At 39.7% G+C, this 15,877-nt stretch carries 18 protein-coding genes and 1 riboswitch; of the genes, 12 read left to right on the forward strand and 6 right to left on the reverse strand.

The window, feature by feature from the left end; translation table 11 throughout:
- Positions 1–12 precede the first annotated feature (12 nt).
- The 6 genes from mgsA to AC3II9_RS00990 all read left to right on the forward strand — a co-directional run bounded on the left by mgsA (position 13) and on the right by AC3II9_RS00990 (position 5,203).
- Complete coding sequence (gene mgsA, locus AC3II9_RS00965; protein ID WP_489152615.1) at positions 13–417, forward strand: methylglyoxal synthase; 405 nt, start codon at positions 13–15, stop codon at positions 415–417.
- 29 nt (positions 418–446) lie between these two features.
- Entirely contained in the window at positions 447–1,583 is a 1,137-nt protein-coding gene (gene bshA / locus AC3II9_RS00970) for an N-acetyl-alpha-D-glucosaminyl L-malate synthase BshA (RefSeq protein WP_489152616.1), read from the forward strand.
- Positions 1,580–2,761, forward strand: coding sequence for a CCA tRNA nucleotidyltransferase (locus tag AC3II9_RS00975; RefSeq protein WP_489152617.1), 1,182 nt, complete (start codon positions 1,580–1,582; stop codon positions 2,759–2,761). Before bshA ends, AC3II9_RS00975 begins: the two co-directional genes overlap by 4 nt.
- Positions 2,762–2,935: 174 nt before the next feature.
- Complete coding sequence (locus AC3II9_RS00980) at positions 2,936–3,136, forward strand: hypothetical protein (RefSeq protein ID WP_391366948.1); 201 nt, start codon at positions 2,936–2,938, stop codon at positions 3,134–3,136.
- A gap of 618 nt (positions 3,137–3,754) precedes the next feature.
- Positions 3,755–3,988 carry a hypothetical protein gene (locus tag AC3II9_RS00985; protein WP_489152618.1) on the forward strand — a complete coding sequence of 78 codons (234 nt, stop codon included), beginning with the start codon at positions 3,755–3,757 and terminating at the stop codon, positions 3,986–3,988.
- A 231-nt stretch (positions 3,989–4,219) separates the two neighbouring features.
- The gene (locus tag AC3II9_RS00990; RefSeq protein WP_489152619.1) at positions 4,220–5,203 is read left to right on the forward strand and encodes a biotin--[acetyl-CoA-carboxylase] ligase; all 984 of its coding nucleotides are present in this window, start codon (positions 4,220–4,222) and stop codon (positions 5,201–5,203) included.
- A gap of 55 nt (positions 5,204–5,258) precedes the next feature.
- Here AC3II9_RS00990 and AC3II9_RS00995 read toward each other — a convergent pair whose 3' ends face one another.
- On the reverse strand, positions 5,259–6,875 hold the full coding sequence (locus AC3II9_RS00995; RefSeq protein ID WP_489152620.1) for an ABC1 kinase family protein: 1,617 nt from the start codon (positions 6,873–6,875) through the stop codon (positions 5,259–5,261).
- A gap of 224 nt (positions 6,876–7,099) precedes the next feature.
- Between AC3II9_RS00995 and AC3II9_RS01000 the strand changes: the two genes are divergently transcribed.
- From AC3II9_RS01000 to panD, 4 genes are all read left to right on the forward strand, one after another.
- Entirely contained in the window at positions 7,100–7,336 is a 237-nt protein-coding gene (locus AC3II9_RS01000; RefSeq protein WP_489152621.1) for a glutaredoxin family protein, read from the forward strand.
- A gap of 258 nt (positions 7,337–7,594) precedes the next feature.
- On the forward strand, positions 7,595–8,434 hold the full coding sequence (gene panB, locus AC3II9_RS01005) for a 3-methyl-2-oxobutanoate hydroxymethyltransferase (protein ID WP_489152622.1): 840 nt from the start codon (positions 7,595–7,597) through the stop codon (positions 8,432–8,434).
- Entirely contained in the window at positions 8,431–9,297 is an 867-nt protein-coding gene (gene panC / locus AC3II9_RS01010; protein ID WP_489152623.1) for a pantoate--beta-alanine ligase, read from the forward strand. The genes panB and panC overlap by 4 nt, the downstream gene beginning before the upstream one ends.
- Positions 9,298–9,301: 4 nt before the next feature.
- On the forward strand, positions 9,302–9,685 hold the full coding sequence (gene panD / locus AC3II9_RS01015; RefSeq protein WP_391366963.1) for an aspartate 1-decarboxylase: 384 nt from the start codon (positions 9,302–9,304) through the stop codon (positions 9,683–9,685).
- A 91-nt stretch (positions 9,686–9,776) separates the two neighbouring features.
- On the opposite strand, the gene AC3II9_RS01020 is transcribed toward panD, so the two are convergent.
- From AC3II9_RS01020 to AC3II9_RS01035, 4 genes are read right to left on the reverse strand one after another with little or no spacing between them, the layout of a single operon-like run.
- Positions 9,777–10,610, reverse strand: coding sequence for an energy-coupling factor ABC transporter ATP-binding protein (locus AC3II9_RS01020; protein ID WP_489152624.1), 834 nt, complete (start codon positions 10,608–10,610; stop codon positions 9,777–9,779).
- Positions 10,611–11,402, reverse strand: a complete 792-nt coding sequence (gene cbiQ, locus AC3II9_RS01025; protein ID WP_489152625.1) for a cobalt ECF transporter T component CbiQ — start codon at positions 11,400–11,402, stop codon at positions 10,611–10,613. It abuts the gene before it with no gap.
- 3 nt (positions 11,403–11,405) lie between these two features.
- Positions 11,406–11,690, reverse strand: coding sequence for an energy-coupling factor ABC transporter substrate-binding protein (locus tag AC3II9_RS01030; RefSeq protein ID WP_431029716.1), 285 nt, complete (start codon positions 11,688–11,690; stop codon positions 11,406–11,408).
- Position 11,691: 1 nt separating this feature from the next.
- Positions 11,692–12,435, reverse strand: coding sequence for an energy-coupling factor ABC transporter permease (locus tag AC3II9_RS01035; RefSeq protein ID WP_489152626.1), 744 nt, complete (start codon positions 12,433–12,435; stop codon positions 11,692–11,694).
- Between the two features lie 126 nt (positions 12,436–12,561).
- Positions 12,562–12,740, reverse strand: a riboswitch (cobalamin riboswitch).
- 191 nt (positions 12,741–12,931) lie between these two features.
- Between AC3II9_RS01035 and AC3II9_RS01040 the strand changes: the two genes are divergently transcribed.
- Positions 12,932–13,543, forward strand: a complete 612-nt coding sequence (locus tag AC3II9_RS01040; protein ID WP_489152627.1) for an FBP domain-containing protein — start codon at positions 12,932–12,934, stop codon at positions 13,541–13,543.
- A 69-nt stretch (positions 13,544–13,612) separates the two neighbouring features.
- Positions 13,613–14,536 (forward strand): nuclease-related domain-containing protein, encoded by a 924-nt coding sequence (locus AC3II9_RS01045; RefSeq protein WP_489152628.1) that lies wholly within the window; start codon positions 13,613–13,615, stop codon positions 14,534–14,536.
- A gap of 98 nt (positions 14,537–14,634) precedes the next feature.
- Here AC3II9_RS01045 and AC3II9_RS01050 read toward each other — a convergent pair whose 3' ends face one another.
- Positions 14,635–15,822, reverse strand: a complete 1,188-nt coding sequence (locus AC3II9_RS01050; RefSeq protein WP_489152629.1) for an aminotransferase-like domain-containing protein — start codon at positions 15,820–15,822, stop codon at positions 14,635–14,637.
- Positions 15,823–15,877 lie beyond the last annotated feature (55 nt).

Below are 15,877 nucleotides of genomic sequence, written 5' to 3' on the forward strand. Positions count from 1 at the left end.
TGAGGGAAAATTATGAAGATCGCATTAATTGCACATGACCAAAAAAAAGATAACTTAATACAATTTGCTATTGCTTACCGTCATATTTTTGCGCAACATGAGTTATTTGCCACAGGTACGACAGGGCAAAGAATACATGAGGAAACAGGATTAACGATTACACGTTTCCGCTCAGGTCCATTAGGCGGTGATCAGCAAATTGGTGCAATGATTGCGAACAATGAAATGGATATGGTGTTTTTCTTCCGTGACCCTTTAACAGCTCAACCACATGAGCCAGATGTGACAGCATTAGTTCGTTTATGCGATTTATATCATGTGCCACTTGCTACAAATATGGGCACAGCGGAAATTTTATTAAAAGGGTTGGAAGCAGGATTAGTCGATTGGCGACTCATTCAAGAAAGACGGGGATAAAACTGACTGAAAGAAAGGATGTAAAACGGATGAGAAAATTAAAAATTGGTATTACGTGTTATCCGACAGTGGGCGGTTCAGGTGTTATTGCAACAGAATTAGGGAAGATGCTAGCAGAAAGAGGGCATGAAATTCACTTCATTACATCGAGCGTACCATTCCGATTGAATAAAATTTATCCTACCGTTTTTTTCCACGAAGTTGAAGTGAATAATTATTCTGTTTTTCAATATCCACCTTATGATATTGCATTAGCGAGTAAAATGGCTGATGTGATTAAAGAGGAAAAGTTAGATGTACTGCATATGCATTATGCGATTCCGCATGCCGTTTGTGCCGTTTTAGCGCGTGATATGTGTGGAGAAAAGATCGGCATCGTGACAACGCTTCACGGTACGGATATTTCTGTCCTTGGGGAGGATTCTACATTAGCACCAGCTATTAAATATGGCATTGAGCATTCTGATATCGTCACAACGGTGTCGGATGCATTAAAAGCAGAAACGTATGAACGAATCGACACGACAAAGCCGATTGAAACGATTTATAATTTTGTCGATGAAGATGTCTTTTACCCAAGGGACAGTAGTGATTTAAAGGCACAATTTGGTATTCATGAAAATGAGCGTGTGCTAATTCACGTATCAAATTTCCGTAAAATCAAAAACCTTCCTGATATTATTAATGCTTTTATGAAAGTACGTGAAGCCATGCCGGCCAAATTATTGCTCGTTGGCGATGGACCAGAAAAGCATCGTATTATAGAGCAAGTAAAGGAATCACCGTATAAAAGTGACGTGTTATTTTTAGGGAAACAAGAAAATATTGCAGAGCTATTTTCAATGAGTGATTTAAAATTATTATTATCAGAAAAAGAATCATTTGGTCTTGTGTTACTGGAAGCAATGGCTTGTGGTGTGCCCGGCATTGGCACAAATATCGGGGGAATTCCGGAAGTCATTGATCATGGTATAAATGGCTATCTTGTGGAACTTGGTGATGTCGATATGGTCGCACACTATGCCATCGAGCTACTAAGCGATGAGGAAAAACTAGTGGCATTTCGTGCCAATGCATTAAAAGCAGTACAGACGAAATTTAAGTCTGAAGCAATTATTGAACAATATGAAAAGTTATATGAGAGACTGGCGGCAGTTAGAGTATGAAACAACAGTGGAATGCAGCAAAGCAAGTAATTAGACAACTAGAACAGGCAGGGTTTGAAGCTGTATTTGTTGGGGGAGCAGTACGTGATTTATTGCTCGCTCGCCCGGTTCATGATATAGATGTTGCTACAAGTGCGATGCCTGAAGAAGTGAAAACGGTTTTTACAAAAACCGTGGATATCGGAATTGAACATGGTACGGTGCTTGTACTAGATACAGGGGAGCCTGTCGAGGTGACAACATACCGCACAGAAGGGACATACGCGGATCATCGCCGCCCTGATGATGTGATGTTCGTTCGCTCATTAGCGGAAGACTTAAAGCGGCGCGACTTTACGATGAACGCCATTGCCATGGATGCGAACGAGCAACTCATTGATTTATACAATGGACAGCAAGATATTACGGAAAAAACAATTCGCGCGGTAGGGAATCCATTAGAGCGGTTTGCCGAAGATGCGTTAAGAATGTTACGAGCTGTGCGCTTTTCAGCACAGCTTGGTTTTACAATTGAACAAGTAACACTTGAAGCGATCAAAGAGCATGCGCAAGAAATTACGTTTGTAGCTCGTGAAAGGATTGCGGCAGAATTTGAAAAAATGTGGGTAAGTGAATCGGTGAAAAATGGGGTTGATGCACTAGTCGCGACAAACCTAGCCGATTATTTACCAGGAAATATTACGAAACATCAAGAGAAGTGGACGAGCTTTCAAACAAAGCAGGCTGTCGTCGGATGGGCGTATCTATCTTTTGTACATAATGATTGGCAAGAGATTGTACAAGGCTACCGCTTATCGAATAAGCAAAAAGTGTTTATTCAACAGGTCTTAACCGCTTATGACAAGTTACAGCTAGGGTGGCAACCATTAGATTATTTTGAATATGACGTTGAAGTATTGGAAACGGCCTATGATTTTGTAGGGTGGCAAGGAAACCGCTTACCATTTCCAAAAGAACAAATCCATGCGACAAAAGCCAATCTTCCCATTCAAACGAAGCAGCAGCTTGCAGCAAACGGTCATGATTTTATTCAGTGGAATGAAGGGAAGCGCGGCCCTTGGTTAAAAGTAGTAATAGACCAAGCGATTGAAGCAGTTTTATCAGGCAAATTGCAAAATGATAACCAACATATAAAAGAGTGGTTTATCAATGAGTTTGAAGAGAATCGGATGATTTAAAAGGTTTCTTAATTTAAATGGCAAGCGATCGAAAAATGACCTATTTCAAACGGTTATTCAGTAGGTCGCTTGTTTTTGTTTTTCTTTTTCTGTACCCTTCTATTTGTTATTAAAAAAGTATGAGTGACAAACATTTCCATTCGCACTATGATTAGTGTGGAGGGGAGGTGTATTATGGGGTCTGTAATTTTACATTTATCTAATGGTGAAAAAATCGAAATGGCCGATAGTTTAGAAGAATTTAAAGATGAGTATTTAGACGAAAAGGGATATTTTAAATTTGGGTATATCGAAATTGAATTAAACGATATAAAAGGTGAACCATCTTTTTTAGTATTTACAGATCAAATCGTAGCGGTTTTAGAAGAAAAATAAGTCACATTTAATTCCCTAAAAATGTATTTGTAACTACTTTTAGTGAGTTTAGCTTATAATGATGTATCCTGCTAAAAACTAACAATCGCTATAAATGAATACATCTGATGAAAAAGCTGTTTGCTAACAGATGTATTCATAGCGATTGTATTACAATATTAACTCAACGGTTGAACAGAGTAAAATTTGTAATTTTGTGTATCAAGTATGTACAAAATAGGTTTAATTTAAACGAGTGTTAGTTGGATATTTTAACATTTTCCTGAAAGAAGTTGCTCCTCTTCAAGCGTGTGAGGGGCTGAGCTAAACGTTAATCATAAAATGAAAAGGTGATCTATGATAAAGAGCAAACTTTTAGCATGGATACTGTTCCTGCCTCTCTGCTTATTTTTTATTGTAATGTTTTATATTGAAGTCTCACTCTATTCTCTTTTACCATCAAGTCAAGGTGGAGTGAGTTTGTGGGTGAGGTTTAAACATGTTTGGTATCATTCCGTATCGTTTTATAGCTTCCTGTTGTTGATGTTCTTTTGGTGTTATTTAAGGTTTTTACATAAAGGAGAATAAAGGGCTTATTGTACGAACTTGGCAAGTAAATAAACTTTAAGGAGGCTATTTATGAAAATAGTAGAAGTAAAAAATGAGGATAAAGTAATCATTGACGGCTTTAAATTTTATGGTCATATTGAAGAAAATCAATTTTGCGCTACATGTAAATTTAATTTAGTATATTACGAAGATTTTGATGCTTATTTTTGTCCTAAATGTAATCGTTGGACAGAATCACAATGCAGTGACCCTGATTGTAAATATTGTTCTAATCGCCCAGAGAAACCATTATTGTATAAATAGTGTTATACCATGTGCCTGCGGAAAGCGAGTCAAGAGGAGATCAGCAAGCGTGTTATTATATAATAAGGCTAAGCCGTAATGGAGATAGTCTTTTACATAAAGCAAGCGACTAATGATGATTTTTGTAGTATTTAATAGTAAATCATTACAGTTAATTGTATGATTAAGACGATTCACTAAAGATTTTAGCCATTTAAAAATAGTAAATTATATAAAAGGATTGGTTGTTACATGACTGTTTCAATAAAAGATAAATTATTAACAAGATTATTACAAGCAAATGGAAATCCGCTATCTGGTCAGCAGCTTGCGGATGACTTTGGCGTTTCGAGGACAGCTATTTGGAAACATCTCCAAGTTCTACAAGAGGAAGGTTATACACTGGAAACAGTTAAGAAAAAAGGATACATACTAACAGGGATGCCAGACAGAATGGATGCTGCACGTATTCAGACGTTTTTACAAACGAAGCGAATTGGTCAAACGATTCACCATTTTGAGCAAGTGGAGTCGACGCAGCTTATTGCACATGACCTTGTACGTCAACATACGCCAGACGGCACCGTCGTTATTGCAGAGCAACAAACCGCAGGGCGAGGGCGTATGTTACGGCCGTGGGAATCGACGGAAGGGAAAGGCGTTTGGATGACCGTCATTTTAAAACCAGATGTGTTACCACACCAAGCCCCTCAATTTACACTTGTCGCAGCAGTGGCGGTAGTGAATGCGATGAAGGCGATGTTCTCATCGTTTACACCTGAAATTAAGTGGCCGAATGATATTTTAATTAACGGTCGCAAATGTACAGGCATTTTAACAGAAATGGTAGCCGAGGCCGACCGTGTACAGGCACTATTAATCGGAATTGGTATTAATGTAAACCAGCAAATAGATGATTTTCCAGAAGCGCTGCAATCGATTGCGACTTCAATGGCGATAGTGCATGGAGAGCCAATTGACCGCGCGTCATTTATTGCTAATGTGCTTGATTTTTTAGAGCATTATTCAAACCTTTATATACAGCATGGATTCCAACCAATCAAGGCCCTTTGGGAAGAAGCATCGGGCACGATTGGCAAGCAAGTACGTGCGACAACATTGCGAGAAGTAATCGAAGGAGAAGCCATTGGTATTACAGATACAGGCGTTTTGCAAATTCGTACAGCAGATGGTGAAGTAAAAGGCGTGTACTCGGCAGATATTGAGTTAACTTAAAACGAAAAGGGGGTGTTGCATCATAGTATGCGGCACCCCTTTAGTGTATAAAAATTTACGCTTTTTTATATAGAAGGAGAGCAATGAGTGCTACGCCGCTCGTAGTATAGAGCAGGGCTGTATCATCGACCGATACAGCGAAAAATGCACCGATTGTTGCGATGATCGTCATGAGACCAGTAAACATTCTTGTTTGATGACGGGCGCGCTCTTTTTTTTGTGCTGCATCGCGCTGTTGCATATAAAGTCGCATACGTGTCGGCTCCTCTAAATAATTGGCAAGCTTTGCGGGTAAATCTCGCAATGGTAAAATTGCATTTTGTGCGATACGTAGTAGATCTTCTTTGGATAGCCGTTCACTTGTCGTTTCTTTCTGTTTTTTCGCCCATTCAATGACGCGTGGCTTAGCAAGCGCAAATAAGTCAACCTTTGGATCAAGCACATAAATCACACCGACAAATGTTGAAATCGCCCGTCCTAAAAAAGCAAATTCAGCAGGCATTTGTACAGGTTCTTTCCGTACAATCGTTTTTAAATCTTCGAGCAAACGTTCCATGACGAAGCTATCCACTTGTTTGAAATCATTAGATTCATAAGCCTCCACAAGACGGCGAATCGCATCTGCTAATAGTTGTCGATTGGCATGCGGGAGTAAAAAATGTAATTCTTCTAAACTATCAAGCACTTGGTCGTAGTTTTTAAAAATAATGCCTTCCACAAGCTTTGACACGTACTGCGCTTGCGATGGAGTGATGCTACCGACCATGCCAAAATCAATTAGTACAATGGTGCCATCAGGTTTTAGTAAAATATTTCCGCCGTGTGGATCAGCATGGAATTGCCCACCTTCCAACACTTGTTCTAAAAAGAGATGAAAGACGCGTGCTGCAAGCTGCTGTCGATCAATTTGGTGAGTGTTTAAAAAAGCAATATCCGTTACGCGAGAGCCTTCAATCCATTCCATCACGAGGACACGGCGAGTTGAAAGTGCCTCGTTATAAATCGGAAAGTGAACGCCTTTCATGTGAACGAATCGCTCGGCAAAGCTCTGTCCATGACGAAGCTCTTGCAAAAAGTTTAATTCTGCTCCAATTACTTGTACCATCTCGCTATACAAAACATCAAAATTAATTTGCTTCGCGAAAGACGTGAAATGTTTAGCGAGCCAAATGACGATTTTCATTGCTTTAAAGTCCACGCGAATAATGCGCTCGATGTTCGGGCGTTGGATTTTAATCGCCACTTCTGCCCCGTCCTTTAGAACCCCTTTATACACTTCACCAATGGAAGCTGACGCAACAGGCTCCTCTGATAAAAAGGATAAAAAATTGTGATACGATGTATTCCATTCCTCTTCTAATAAAGCAATTGCCTGATTTTTAGGCACAGGCGGTACGCGGTCTGTTAGTCCTTCTAGCTCTTGGATGAAGGAAGGTGGCATAATATCGGCGCGGGTCGATAAAAATTGACCGACTTTAATGAGTAGCCCACCAAGCGATAAGGCGGTTTTCTTAAATTCAACTGCCTGTTTCGTGACAAGTTGTTCCCACTTTTTTTGGATAGCAGGAGAAAACCTTCCTTGGTAGCGTTTTTGAAAAAGGGTTACTTGTGTAAAAAACTTAATGGCCATCCAAACGATACGGTATATGCGGTAAATAGCTAAGCGTTTCAAACGAATCGTCCCCTACGTTATGTATTGTGTTCTGCTGTAGTTTCATTATATGGGTTTGGAAAAAATGTGCCAAATGATGTAACTTGTGAGATATGTATAGCTCGATTGAATTTGACTAAAATGTGAACCCAAATGAATAGTTAATGATGCTTTTTTATTGTGTTCGTATACCTATGGTAGTATATTATAAATACCGTATAGGGTATATAAAAGGAGGAATTAACATGGCACCACAAGTAACAGTTTATTCTACAACGACATGTCCGTATTGCGACATGATGAAAAACTTTTTAAATGCACAAGGGATTCCCTATCAGAATGTGGATGTGCAAAAGGATCCAATCGCTGCAGCGAAACTTGTTCAAACGACAGGACAAATGGGCGTTCCACAAACGAACGTAAATGGTGAATGGGTACTTGGCTTTGACCCGAACCGTGTGATGCAAATTTTAGGTCGATAGTAAAAAAATTTTTAAAAAAGTATGGTCATAATTTGCTAATAAAACTGTACGTCTATATGTAAAGTTGTTATATTAGTAATGGACAGTATCACATATGAACTGTACCTGTAAGTAAAAAAATTTAAATAGTCTGCCTTGATCTTTTTAGACAGGGACGGAAGAAAACGAAGCGTTACAGTAGACAATCACGCGATCCTTCTGTCCATTTTTTGGATGAGAAGGCTTTTTGTTTTCTTCGGAGCACTGAAGGAGGAGCAAATGAAAACAACAAGCGATTTCTTAAAAATGAAGCAGCAAGGGGAAAAAATTGTCATGATTACAGCATACGATTACCCAGCTGCAAAGTTCTCAGAAGATGCCGGTGTCGATATGATTTTAGTTGGTGATTCTTTAGGAATGGTTGTACTTGGCTATGACTCTACAATGCCGGTAACAGTAGAGGATATGATTCACCATAGTAAAGCTGTTCGTCGCGGTGCAAAAGATACGTTTATCGTCGTTGATATGCCATTTGGTTCTTATCATGGTGATGTCAATGAGACGTTGAAAACAGCGGTACGTATGATGCAAGCAACAGGCGCGGACGCATTAAAAGTAGAAGGTGGCGACGAGGTCATCGATGTAATTAAAAAGCTAACAAACGCTGGTATTCCAGTCGTAGCTCACCTCGGTTTATTGCCGCAATCAGCAGGGGTACTTGGTGGTTACAAAGTACAAGGCAAGACGAAAGAGCAAGCCGAAAAATTAATTCAAGATGCATTACTTGCAGAGCAAGCAGGTGCTTGTGCAGTTGTGTTAGAGTGTATTCCACATCAATTAACAGCGATCGTTTCAGAAAAACTAACAATTCCAACAATCGGTATTGGGGCAGGACCACAAGCAGATGGCCAAGTGCTTGTATTCCATGACTTATTGTTATACGGTAAGCATCATATTCCGAAGTTTGTCCATGGCTTTGCACATGTTGGCGAGGAAGTGGCAAAGGGCATTACAGGCTATACACAAGCGGTAAAAACAGGCGTGTTCCCAAGTTTACAGCAAAGCTTTACGATGAAAGAAGAAGAGCTTGATACTTTATATGGAGGCGTAACAAAATGATCGCGACAGCTACAAAAATTGTGACTACAATTGCGGAGTTAAAAGAGATTGTACGTAAAACAAAGCAAGCAGGGAAAACAATTGGCCTAGTACCGACAATGGGGTATTTGCATGAAGGGCATTTAACACTCGCTACACATGCCCGCGAAGAAAATGATCTTGTCATTATGAGTATTTTCGTGAACCCAACACAATTTGGACCAAATGAAGATTTTGAATCGTACCCACGTGATTTACCGCGCGACACACAACTTGCTGAATCGGTAGGGGTAGATGTGATCTTTGCGCCTTCTGTGGAAGAAATGTACCCAACAGATGGTGGGATTTATATTCGTGCAGGTCGTCAAGCAGAGATTTTATGCGGTGCAAGCCGTCCTGGACATTTTGACGGTGTATTGCAAGTGGTAGCAAAGCTATTCCATTTAGCAGAGCCAAATCGTGCGTATTTTGGTCAAAAAGATGCACAACAGTTAGCGATTATTTCAACAATGGTACGTGATTACAACTTCCCGTTAGAAATTCGTTCGGTACCGATTGTACGAGAAGAAGATGGTTTAGCAAAATCAAGTCGTAATGTTTATTTAACGGAAGAGCAACGTAAGCAAGCGGTTGGTTTATATAGCGGTTTAAAATTCGCAAAAGATGCCATTTTATCAGGGAAGCCAATGGGCATTGCGATGATGGCAGCACGTGATCATATTGAGCGTGAAACGGGCGGTATAATCGATTACTTGGAATGTTTAGCGTATCCGGATTTAACGCCGATTGATGGCCAAACGACAGATGTGCTTTTAGCAGTAGCTGTATATATTGGCAAAACACGTCTAATCGATAATTTGATGTTTAGCTTAAAGGAGAAATGAACAAATGTTTAAAACGATGATGAACGGTAAAATCCACCGTGCCACTGTGACACAAGCGGATTTAAATTATGTAGGTTCTATTACAATTGATGAAGATATTATGGATGCTGTTGGGATTGAAGCAAATGAAAAAGTAGCAATCGTTAACAACAATAACGGTGCCCGTCTTGAAACATATGTCATTAAAGGCGAGCGCGGGTCAGGTGTTGTATGCCTAAACGGTGCGGCTGCGCGTATGGTTCAGCCTGGTGATATTGTCATCATCATTTCCTATGTGCTTATGGATGCAGAAGAAGCGAAAAACCACGTACCAAAAGTAGCGATTATGGATGAAAACAATCGCATTAAAGAAATGATTAACTACGAACCAGAAGCAACGGTAATGTAGATAGAAATGAGGAGGAGCTATCCTATTAAGTAGGGGTGGCTCTTTTTTAAATGAAAAAACAGCCTGAGAATTATTTCTCCAGGCTGTTTCGTTACAATTCCATCAATGCAAAGAGCTGTTCCTTTGTTTGCGGAAGGGGAGTGTCTGATGGGATTTTTCCAGCTTGCTTTAACGCCTCTGCCAACTCGACAATCCAAGGCGTTTCAATATGTGTTTGTGCTAGTAAATCCGGATTTGTAAAGAGCCCCTGTGCATCGCCTTCATATAAGACTTTCCCTTTGTGCAATACAATATAATAATCTGCCCAGCCATATATAAAATTAATTTGGTGCGTAGCATAAAGGAAGGTACGATTGTCTTCGTTTAATTGCGCCAAATATTCCATCAGTTGTGTAGAGAAATAGTAGTCGAGACTACTTGTTGGCTCGTCTAAAATAAAGACTTTTGGATTCATCGCATACACACCGGCAATCGTAACGCGCTTTTTTTGCCCACCACTTAAAAAATGAATCGGTCGGTGGGCTAGTGGTGTTAGCTCCGTTAAGGCAAGGGCTTTATTCACTTGCTCTTCAATATACCGAGCATCCCAACCGAGATTTAACGGACCAAACAAAATATCCTGTTTGACAGTAGCAGCAAATAGCTGATTGTTTGCATCTTGGAACAGAAGCCCGACTTGCTGGCGCAAATTTTTTAAGTCGGATTTTTTGTATTGTAATGGTGTCCCTTGAAAGGAAATCGTGCCGCTCGTTGGCTTAATGAGCCCCATTAGTAGTTGAAAGAGCGTTGATTTCCCTGAGCCATTTTCCCCTAAAATCGCAATTTTCCGGTTCATCGGAATAGTGAGTGACAGATCCTCTAACGCCTTTGTCCCATCTGGATAGCAATAATCTACATGTTGTAACGTAAAATAAGCGTCGTCCATTTAAAGTCCTCCTTGTAGCCACATGATGCCGATGATACTACTGCCATAGAGCGCGAGTATCCATGCCATTTGCTTGTTCCACTGCTTATGCTCACAAAATGCCATAGGTACAATAAAGCAATCAATCGTACGTGCATGCATTGCGAGTGTGAGCTGCTCATTTCGCACAAGAAGCGAATGTAGCATCGCAACAATTAAAGAACTTAGCGAACGAAAGCTAACTTTTATACTCGTATAGCCTAAGCGTGCTTGTTGCGCTATGTACAGTTGCTGTGCACAGCTTAAAAATAAAAAAATGAAACGATATGTTAATTCGATGAGTTCTATTAAAATCGCTGGCACGTGGAGCCTTTGTAGCAACTGGCTTAACTCGTAAACGGGCGTTGTGAGAATTAAAAAATATAAACTTGTAATGGCACCGGATGCGGTAAATAAAATCGTAATGGCACGTTTTACATCAGATTCCAATATAAAAATGTTCCAGTTGCCAGAAGAATGGTACCAAATCACATCAACTGGCATAGCAGGCGCAGTAGAAAATGATAGGACAATCGCTATGACACCTGTCACACTAAAACCGAGTGGTGCGATGAGTAATTTACTATAAACACTAACAGGAATACGTGCCATGCCTACAATCAGAACACTCATTACCGCAATTGTCCAGCAAGCAATGGCAATATCCCTCGTCATTGTCACAATCAATAATGCCCCAACGGCTAATAACGCTTTTTGTGCTGCGGGTACATGAGAAAGTCGGTTAATATAGGCGTATTGGTCAATCGCTATCATGGATTAGTCGTTTTTTGAAGGATTCGCACGGCCGCGCATAAACCCAACAAAGTAGCCGATAATCGCAGCTCCGATTGCTGCTTGTAATACGAATAATAAGCTTTCAATTTCTCCACTTGGTGGCTCCCAAATTGCATTAAACCAAGGCTCATAATCTGTTGCAATTTCTGTAATTGCTTCTTCTGCTTCCCCGTCAGCCCCACCAAATTCAGCATCTTGTAGGAAAATAATCGGGAAAATCGCTAATGCAACGACAATCGCTAATAATAATAGATTTTTCTTTAGCATCTTAATTCTCCTTCGGTTGTAAAATACGTAAGCTTGTTAATTCACGCACATTGTATTTTTGTAAGAAATTCATGACAATCACTGTCAGTAAGCCTTCACTAATCGCTAAAGGAACTTGAGTTAAAGCAAAAATACCGCCAAATTTTTGGAAAGAAGCGACGAAGCCACCAACCTCAGCAGGGAAAGCTAATGCTAATTGAATCGATGTCATCACATATGTACCAAGATCGCCTAGCGTTGCTGCTAAAAATACGGCAATGGAGAAAGACAGACCAAGCTTTGTCGCGCCCTTGTAAACACCGTAAGCAATAAATGGTCCAACGATCGCCATTGAAAAAATATTAGCGCCAAGTGTTGTAAGTCCACCATGTGCAAGTAGTAGTGATTGGAATAATAAAACGATTGTCCCCATGACACTCATCACTAGTGGTCCAAATAAAATAGAACCAAGTCCTACCCCTGTTGGATGTGAACAGCTTCCTGTAACAGATGGAATTTTTAATGCCGATAAAACGAAAGTAAATGCCCCAGATAAAGCAAGTAGCATTTTACTATCTGGATGTTCTTTGACAACTTTTTGAATCGAACGTAAACCAAGAATTAAGAAAGGTAAGCTGATAGCGAACCAGAAAATCGCCCAAGCAATCGGTAAATACCCCTCCATAATATGCATGGCATATGCTTGTTTCGGAATAAATAGTAGAACGATGCCGAAATAAAGCAATTTAGTCAATCGATTGTTCATGTTTCATTCTCCTTTTGTTATTTTATGACGAAAAAGTGCATAAAAAAATACACTTTCTAGGAGAAAAGTGCACGATGAAAAAAGCAAACAAGCGTTGCTTCTATTCGTACCTATCCTCGTAGGTTGAATGGCGTTTAATTTTTGGCAGGTCTCCTGGCTTATCATCAACGCTCCTCACACCTTCCCGTTTAAAAACAGTGGCTGTGTTGTGAGTCACTCCGAAATTACAGTTGCGGGACAGCATCGGCCTTTCACCGATTTCCCTTTTAAGCTAAATCTATAGCACCAAAAATCATTCAGTTGTCGTCATTGAAAAATAGTCTAACAGTTTTGAAAACTTTTTTCTAGTTCTTTTTTGGTTACTAAGAGAAATATGTACTAGAATTATATATTCTGAAATAGGAAAAGCTATTGAAAGAAATATTTGAATACAAGCTAACTATTATTTTCCCCTAATCCTCCAAACGTAGTAAAATGGTGGGACGGAGGGATAAACATGAACGTATTTCAAATGCATTTAGTTGAAAAGCAAACAATGAAATTATTAAATAGCATCGCAACAACAAAGGATGAAAGCGTATTAAATGCTGTACGTGGTATAATCGATACGACATTAACAGAAGCGGATGTACCGCGCTTTATTATCGATGATGTGTTGCTAGTAAAGGAGCGCCAACAGCTTGAGCCATTTATGACGTTTGTTAAATTAAACGTAAAGCCATTTCCTGACGTCTCTGAGCAAGTAGTGAAGCGTCTATGGAAAAAAGATAAAAAAGTGAAAGCGCCAAAAGTAACAGATCCACTTGTAACGTTTGTTTCATGGGATGATACAACAACACGTTCCCGTTATTTCGTGTATGAACAAGAAGGTAAATTAGTAGGGGTGAAAGGCGTCCTTGCTATGGAAAAAACACAAGGCATTTGTGCCCTTTGTCAGCAACATAAGGATGTATCCCTTTTTACCACAAAGGAAAAGGGCGATGTTGAGGGAACGTATAAAACCTATAGTCAGTATATTTGTGCCGATGCAATTAGCTGTGAACGAAATATTGATTCAGCAGAAAAATTGCACAGCTTTATGGAAACAGTAAGACCAAAAATGCGCTAAATTTTTATTTTGGATGAAAGTAGTGATCCCTGTTTTATTTTGTGCTACGCTCGCCATGAGGTGGTTGTCTTGATTTTAATTGAACGGGATGAATCATTTAAAATAAGTACATTACAAGCAGGCGTTCGGCGTGGCTTAATCGAGCTTCGTGATTCACTATATCGAGCAGAATTGGGTCTAGTAGGGGAGCTGTATGTGGACCGAATGTGGCATGATTTTCAACTGAAGGAGCCGTATTATTTACTCCATAATTATTGCATTAGTCAGCATCAAATCGATACTGTATTTATTTGCAGTCGATTTATATTAATTGTAGAGATTAAAAACATCAGTGGACGTATTACGTTTGAAGAAGAGAAATCGCAGTTTTTACGTGAACGGGAAGATGGCACGATAGAAAGTTTTCGAAATCCGATTGATCAAGTAAAGCGCCATGTACGCTATATAGAGAGTATAATCGATGCTCGTTTGCCTATTTTTTATGCGGTTATATTTGCTCATCCGCGGACAATTATCGGTCGTATACCTCTTGGTGAGCCTGTGTTTAAACTGAGTGGATTGGAAACGTTTGTCCGAAAATTGTTAGCACAGTGTCCTGAAAAGTTGAATCCAGTTCATCTCGAACAGTTTGCACTATGGCTTGCAAGGAAGCATCAAGTTCGTAATGAAACGGTACAAATAGATGTTTCACGTGTTATGCCTGGTGTATTGTGCTCCAAGTGTACAAAAGGAATGAAGTTTCAGCATGGGAAGTTTATTTGTTTAAGATGTAATCGAAGTGGGCTAGAGGACTTTTATGTGGGGTTAGCTGATTACCGGTATTTGATTTCGGAATGGATATGTAATCAGGAGTTGCGGAGGTTTTTTCATATTTCTTCTGAAGATGCGGCGAGAAGGCTTTTGAAAAACTTAGCATTTGATTTTACAGGAAGATATAAAGATCGAAAGTATAGAATTTGTTTAGAAAAATTGAATTCGCGGGTAAATAGGTGAAAATCGCGGGTAAAGCTATAATTTTCGCGGGTATTTCACCAAAATTCGCGGGTAAATCTAAAATCCCTGCTTCCACACAAGAAGCAGGGATCATTTCATTAACTATTCACTTTCGAATATTGATGAAGGATCTTTCCTAAGCGCTTAATGCCTTCTTCAATGACTTCAGGTGTTGAGTTCGTATAGTTTAAACGTAATGTATTGATATTTTCAGGGTTTGTATAGAACGGGTCTCCTGGAACGAACGCTACTTTTTCCGCCATTGCTTTTTCAAACAATTCAAGTGCACGTACACCTTTTTCTAATGTCACCCAAATGAACATACCGCCGTCTGGTTTTGTATAGCTCACTGTAGGTGGGAAGTATTTCTCGATTGCAGCTAGCATCGCATCAGATTGCTCGCGGTATAGGTTAATAATTTTATCGACATGCTCCTGGTACTCATTGTTCGCTAAATAATCATGAATGACATATTGAGAGAAAATATTAGTGTGTAAGTCTGTTGCTTGCTTTGCTGTTTCGATATGTGCCATCAGCTCTTTATTTTTCGTCATAATCCAGCCAAGGCGCATACCGGGTGTGACCGTTTTAGAAAATGAACCTAGTAATATCGAATTCTCTAAGCGACCACCGCCAATATAAGGCAATGTCTCACCACGGAAACGTAACTCCCCGTATGGATCATCCTCGATAAACGCTACATCGTACTTTTTCACCACGTCATAAATCGCTTCACGCTTCTCGCGAGAATACGTAATCCCTGTTGGGTTTTGGAAGTTCGGTACTGTGTAGATGAATTTAACGTTTGGATTTTGTAATTGCTTCTCCAGCTCTTCTACATTTAACCCATCTTCTTCTAGAGTAACAGAATAGAAGGTAGGCTCCGCTAATGTAAAGGCTTGAATGGCACCTAAGTAACCGGGTGCTTCCATAATGACACCGTCACCTTTATTTAATAACACTTTACCGATGATCTCTAAAGCTTGTTGTGAACCTGTTGTAATGAGGATGTCATCAGGTGCAATATCAAGACCATAGTTTTTCTTATATTTTGCTGCGATATATTCACGTAAAGGTAAGTACCCTTGTGTTGTAGAATATTGGAAAAGTTTTGTGCCGTGTTCGTCAATGGAGCGGTTAATAGCTTCTTTTAACTTGTCAGTTGGAAATGAAATAGGGTTCGGTAAACCACCAGCAAATGAAATGACATCCGTTTCACCTGTGACTTTTAAGATGTTACGAATGAATGACGACGGTGTATTTAAAATTTTATTAGAGTACTGCATAACGTATCGTTCCTTTTCTTTCTAGTATATTTCGGGGGAACCCCTTAGTTGCTTC

Source organism: Lysinibacillus sp. RU7 (assembly GCF_057837305.1).